The organism is Phormidesmis sp. 146-12 (assembly GCF_052939495.1).
In genome coordinates this window covers 1-6042 of sequence record NZ_JBJPHS010000198.1, presented here as the reverse complement: position 1 = coordinate 6042, position 6042 = coordinate 1, and the positions used below count along the sequence as shown (strand labels likewise).

The following is a 6042-nucleotide window of genomic DNA, read 5'->3' as shown; positions in this document are numbered from 1 at the left end:
AACTGGTTTGCTGACTGTTGTTACTGTACTCTATAAACCTGAAATGTGCTGTAAGCTGCAATCACTAGCAGACTCGCTACAACTTCAATATCAAATTCAAGTTCAAATTATTGCTCAAGACTTGACGGAACCGGATGCAGCGGCGATCGTATTTGACACCGTTCAACAACAGGGACACAGCATCGATTTGCTGATCAACAATGCCGGAATTGGCGACTATGGTGATTTTGCCGAAAGCGATCGCGATCTTCAACTCAAGATCATTCAACTCAACATTCTGGCATTGGTGGATCTGACTCATCGATTTTTGCAGGGAATGCGCCAACGGCGATCGGGCGGAATTATTAACCTATCTTCTGTTGCGGGCTTTCAGTCGATGCCTTACTTCTCGATTTATGCGGCGACTAAAGCCTTTATTCTCAGCCTTAGCGAGTCGCTCTCTGCCGAAAATCGGAGCTATGGAGTCACCGTTTTGGGTGTGTGTCCCGGCCCAAGTGAAACGAAGTTTTTTGCCGAAGCAGGCTTTCCTTCTTATCTGATCGACCTGGTTTCTCGAACCTATACACCCACCAAAACAGTCGTCCGAGATGCGCTGGATGCGTTGGAAAAGCGAGAAGCGATCGTCGTTCCGGGTAATCCACTCAATCAGGTGTTGGTCAACTGGCCGCGGTTTTTTCCACGAGAGGCGGTTGCTAATTTTTGGAAGTTTGCGCTGGCAAAGCGTTGAGAGCCGATTGTTTGAGCATTAGTTCGATAAACTCTTCGCTTACAGACTCAAGAACGCCTCCCTAAATCCATGTTAGTTTGATGAACTCTTCGCTTGTAGATCCGGGAACGCCTCCTAAATCCCCTACTTGTAGGGGACTTTGAACCAGAGTTCTTCTCTTAAACCCCCAGAATTGCTACCGTGTACACACAAGTCGTTGTCGCTTCGTTTCAGTCGGCTTCAGCCCCCTAAATCCCCCAGTCTGGGGGACTTTGACCAAGGAAAGATTTCCAAAGTTCAAAGCCATGACGACGGCTCAAAGTCCCCCATTTTTGGGGGATTTAGGGGGCGAAGGATTTCAGCGATGACAGACTGATCGACTTGTGTGTACACGGCAGCAGAAGTGGGGGGTGGGGGCAGAAGATCTCAGCAACGAAGCGAACAACTTCCATCAAATTCGCGTTAATCTGGTCTCTGGTGAACGAGATGAGCCAAAACTTGAGCCTTACTTAGTTCGCTGACGAGCCGTTGGGCTTGATGTTTGTAAAGCGGATAGTCAAACAGTCCGGGTAAGTGAGCCATGCGCGATCGTGCCAGTCCAATCTCACAGCCAGAAATCCGAGCGATCGCGACCCCGCCATCAAACACCGCCTCAGATGAGAAAGCTTTTTCTACCTGCACAAACCAGTGACGCGGCTTTAGGGCGCTCCGCTCGATGCGCTGCAATCCGTCTAGTGTGGCCAAAATAATTAAGCGATCGCCTTCTTCTAGATGCGTATCATCAGGCGGCATGAGTTTCGCAAAATTCTGCATTCTTTTTTGATGCAAAATTGGCACGACTTCATAGCCATACGCGACTTCGGCTAATAGAAATCCAGTCAGCGTATCGCCCGCCTCTACTCGATATTCTGTGACTAACATCGTCTGATTGTTAAGCCGAAATAGATTGATCACATTTTCGCCAAATGCTGCCGCTGCAAAGGCTTCGGCCGCCAGTGCATACGCGCCCAACACTCTCGCATGGGGCAATAGCCGCGCTACATTGTCGCTAAACAAAGGATCAAACGTGCGGATCACCAGATTTAATGTCGGATTGGCTGCATAGGCCATCAGTCCGATTTCTAAGTTAGTTACTTCGTCGTCGGTCACCGCAATGATGCTTTTGGCGGACATCAGATTCGCGCGATTGAGAGTCGTCGTTAGATTGCCGACAATGAGCGGCATTTGGGGTAAAACACTCGTCTCCAGCGAGGTGCTGTGAATTCCGACGATCGGTTGTTTGAGATCTTGCAGCAGCTTTGCCACCCGTTGCCCCACTCGCCCAAACCCAACCAAGACAACGTGATCCGCTTTTGGCACAGGAGGACGACGCTTGAGAAACTGAAATCTAGAAACCAGAACCCGCTCGGTCAGCAACGCATAGAGAATTCCGACAAAGACAGTTCCGATCACAGTCAAGCCAACGCTAAATAGATGTAACCAAACTGGAACCGGGAACGCTAATTTGAGTTGTCCAAATAAGTTGTCATAACCACCGAGGATCAGAACTAGAGATACATTAAGGGCATCTTGTAAATTGAGATCTGGATATTGAAGTTTATACAACAGCGCACCAATCAGGAATAAGCTGAACATTGTAATTCCAGAAAGTAGTGCAACCTGTTGAGTGGGGGTTTGTTGAATATCTGCCCAAAATTGTTGTAGCCAGGGTTTGAGCGTTTTCCAACTGAGGCGATCGCTCCATTCTCTCAGCCTCGATCGCCGCTTAGAAGCCTGCATTCCTGGAATTATCTTTTCTGCCATCGCTTCGACATACACCACCATATCGCCTTCTGTAATTCTCGTGTCGGATTCCCATTTATAAAAGCCTTTGGCAGGCTGATTACCACTGCGCGTATGAGCCAAAATTCGACGAGTTGAGGTGTTGAGTTCTTGTAGTTGAGCGCGATCGCACCAGCGATGATGGCGATCGATTTGCACCCGCACTACGCGCAGCAGTTGACCTTCTAAATTAAAAAATCCGCGCGTTTCTCCGCCCAAAGCTGCCAGCGCAAAGGCCGCAGCCGGAAGCTGAGTCGCCTCAAACGCCACAAAATTTCCCAGCCGTTCGCCCAGCAACTGATTGAGATTTTGCTGATCTGAGCGGACGATTAGCCTGATGTCAGGATTGACCGCCCTCGCCGCAAACGCCGCCTGAATATTGACCCGCTCATTACTCGTCACCAACAAAATCGCCCGACACTGCTGAATCTTAGCCTGCTCCAAAATTTTGGGCTGACAACAATCCCCAATGACCAACTGATCGATCGCCGCCGACAAATCAGGAATATCCCAATCGCTGCGATCGACCCGATCAATTGCATGAACCTGGATGCCAAATTCTTTAAGCACGATCGCACAATACTGTCCCAGTCCGCCCAATCCACACACCAAAAAAGCAGTTGAGTCTAGGCTCAAGCGGTTCTCAGAAGTCATATTGTGTTGAAGTAGAAGGGAGTGTGCATCCAGTCTAGACAGGCGATTGAGCGTTTAGGGCAGACACACAAAAATTAATCTCTAGAAATGTCTCTTACAATCCCTTAGAAATTTGTTTAATCAATTGCAGCGATGAATTCTGCTCGATCGAGCCGTTCGCATTTATGTAATGAAGAATACTATTTACCCATTCCCATCTCTGTAACGCTATGGAGAAAGAATTGAATGCCCTCAGCGCTGAGGCGAGGAAATTCTAGCATTCCAGACTGTAAAACTAAAGGGACTACCTACATGACGATCGAAGCCTCCATTAGTCCGTCAAAAGCGTTAAAGCACAATGCCCTGTCGATGGTCGATACGGTAACGCTTGCCGTTGCAGGATCGGCTCCCTCCTATTCATTAAATGCGACTACGGCCACGCTCGTTGCGGCTGTCGGACTGGCTGGCCCAGGCGCATTGCTCTATGCAGCGATTCCGATGTTTGGCATCTCGTTTGCTTTTATGTATCTCAACCAGTGGCGATCGGATGCAGGGGCCTCCTATGCCTGGGTCGGTCGCACGCTCAAACCGTCTCTTGGCTTTTTGTCAGGCTGGACGTTTCTCAGTTTAAGTACGATTTTTATGGCGGCCGCAGCCGTCCCGATCGGAGTAGCCACGCTGGGATTGTTTTCGACAGCACTTTCAGAAAATGTTGTGTTAGCGACGATCGTCGGCAGTTTTTGGCTCATCAGTGTGGCGACCATTACCGTGATGGGCGTGAGTCTGGCGGCTCGATTTCAAAAAATCATGACCGGGATTGAAGTGATCAGTCTGATAGCGCTGGCGATCGGGGCATTAGTCAAATTCTCAGCCAATCCCGTGAATCCATTTTCCTGGAGTTGGTTTGCTCCGACGCAGTTTGGCAACCTTGAAACGTTTATGGCTGGAATGCTGGTGGCGACATTTTACTATTTTGGCTGGGATGTCTCCTCTAATGTGTCCGAAGAAACGCAAAACTCAAATTCTACGCCGGGTTACAGTGGTGTAATCGGGATGGTGGGCGTGTTTCTGCTGTTTCAAGTGTTTCAAGCTTTGGTGCAGGTGGGCATGACACCCGATCAGATTGAGAAAGCGGGGGCAAATCTTTTGGGCGTTTTGGGCGATATGGTGCTGCCGCGTCCCTGGGGAAATATTGCGGTTTTAGCCGTTTTGGTGAGTACGGTGGGCACGATCGAGACTCAGCTCACTCAATGTTCTAGAACCCTGTTTTCGATGGCGCGCGATCGGGTGATCAGTCGCCGCTTTGAGGAGATTCACCCAACCTTTCAAACCCCCTGGCTAGGAACGTTTGTGATCAGTTTGCTGGCGCTGAGTTTGTTAGTGGCATCAAGTTCGATCTCGACGATTAATGAGTTGATGGCGGGGTTGATCCAAACGATCGGTGTTCAGGTGGCTTTTTATTACGCGATGACAGGGTTTGCTTGCACCTGGTACTATCGTCGGCAACTACGCCAAAACTTTCAAACGTTGTTGATGAAGGGCATTTATCCATTCACGTCAGCGATTTTCTTGTTAGTCGTTGGCATTTATCAACTGACTCAATTTGAGAGTACTGTTGTTTATCTAAGTATTGGCGCGATTGCGATCGGGATTCTTCCGATGCTCTATTACCGTTGGAAATATCAAAGCAGTTTCTACAGCGCTGCTCCTGAAGCGTTTGAGTAGAAAGTTTGGGGCGATCGTTCAGTCTCGGTAGTTCGATGAACCTCTCCGCGTCGCTTGCAGATCTGAGAACGCCCCCTAAATTCCCCACAAATGAGGCACTTTGAACCAGAATTCTCTCCGATAGTCCCCCAAAATTGGGGGGTTGGGGGCAGAAGCCGTGAACAACGCAGCGAAAATCTTGCATCGAATTCATGTCACGTTAACTCCACATTCTAGGGAGTGGATCGATCGACACAATCAGGACAAGAAACGCCCATCTCGTAGTCAGCAGAAGCCTTGTCAACTTGAGAAATCGGATGCCCACAGGCGCGACACATCTCATGAGTTCCATCGGTGACTCCTTCCGCGACCGCTACCCGCTGATCAAAGACAAAACACTCTCCATGCCAAAGGCTTTTTTCGGGAGGCACCGCTTCTAGATAGTTGAGAATGCCGCCTTGCAGATGATAGACCTCCTCAAATCCCTGAGCCAGCATAAGAGCAGACGCTTTTTCACAACGAATTCCCCCCGTACAAAACAGAGCCACCTTTTTGTGTTGGTCGGGATCAAGCTGCTTGACATACTCAGGAAATTCTCGAAAAGATGCCGTTTTGGGATCGATCGCCCCCTCAAAACTGCCAATCTTAATCTCAAACTGATTGCGAACATCAATCACCGTCACTTCTGGATCTGAAATCAGATCATTCCAATCCTGTGGCTTTACATAGGTTCCGGTTTGCTCAGTGGGATCGATCTGCGGCATTCCCAACGTGACGATTTCTTTTTTGAGTTTGACCTTCATGCGATCGAAGGGCTGCGATGTCGTCACAGACTGTTTGACTTCTAAATCAGCGAGTCGAGGGTCAGCTTTAAGAAATTGCAAAACTGCTGCGATCGCCGCTTGAGATCCTGCGATCGTGCCATTAATTCCTTCCTGCGCCAAAAGAATCGTGCCCTTCAACTCCTGCGCCAGACAATATGACAGCAAAGGCGCTCTTTTTTCAGCAAAATCAGGCAGCCGCACAAACTGATAAAAAGCAGCTACAGTCTGTTCTTTTTCACAGATCATCATTCTCACGGTCTTCTCTAATACACGCTTGCCATCAATCTAAAGTTTAGACTTTAGACCAGCCCTTTCAAGGTGCTTTTTCATCTTTTTTAGATTTCGCTTGACTGA

Annotated in this window: 4 protein-coding genes; 2 read left to right on the top strand and 2 right to left on the bottom strand. The window is 48.8% G+C overall.

Translation table 11 applies throughout. The annotated features are described in order from the left end of the window. Positions 1–727, top strand: a 727-nt coding sequence (locus ACKFKF_RS34020; protein ID WP_446871787.1) for an SDR family NAD(P)-dependent oxidoreductase, incomplete at its 5' end; no start/stop codon positions are given. Between the two features lie 441 nt (positions 728–1168). Here ACKFKF_RS34020 and ACKFKF_RS34015 read toward each other — a convergent pair. After that, complete coding sequence (locus ACKFKF_RS34015; RefSeq protein ID WP_446871786.1) at positions 1169–3181, bottom strand: potassium channel family protein; 2013 nt, start codon at positions 3179–3181, stop codon at positions 1169–1171. Between the two features lie 225 nt (positions 3182–3406). Between ACKFKF_RS34015 and ACKFKF_RS34010 the strand changes: the two genes are divergently transcribed. Beyond that, on the top strand, positions 3407–4885 hold the full coding sequence (locus tag ACKFKF_RS34010; RefSeq protein WP_446871785.1) for an APC family permease: 1479 nt from the start codon (positions 3407–3409) through the stop codon (positions 4883–4885). 212 nt (positions 4886–5097) lie between these two features. On the opposite strand, the gene trhO is transcribed toward ACKFKF_RS34010, so the two are convergent. Continuing rightward, the gene (gene trhO, locus ACKFKF_RS34005; RefSeq protein WP_446871788.1) at positions 5098–5937 is read right to left on the bottom strand and encodes an oxygen-dependent tRNA uridine(34) hydroxylase TrhO; all 840 of its coding nucleotides are present in this window, start codon (positions 5935–5937) and stop codon (positions 5098–5100) included. Between the last annotated feature and the right edge of the window lie 105 nt (positions 5938–6042).

What these genes read in the sequence shown, in the direction of transcription:
- ACKFKF_RS34015 (WP_446871786.1), bottom strand. Translation starts at nt 3,181, where the DNA reads ATGACTTCTGAGAACCGCTTGAGCCTAGACTCAACTGCTTTTTTGGTG.
- ACKFKF_RS34010 (WP_446871785.1), top strand. Translation starts at nt 3,407, where the DNA reads ATGCCCTCAGCGCTGAGGCGAGGAAATTCTAGCATTCCAGACTGTAAA.
- trhO (WP_446871788.1), bottom strand. Translation starts at nt 5,937, where the DNA reads ATGATGATCTGTGAAAAAGAACAGACTGTAGCTGCTTTTTATCAGTTT.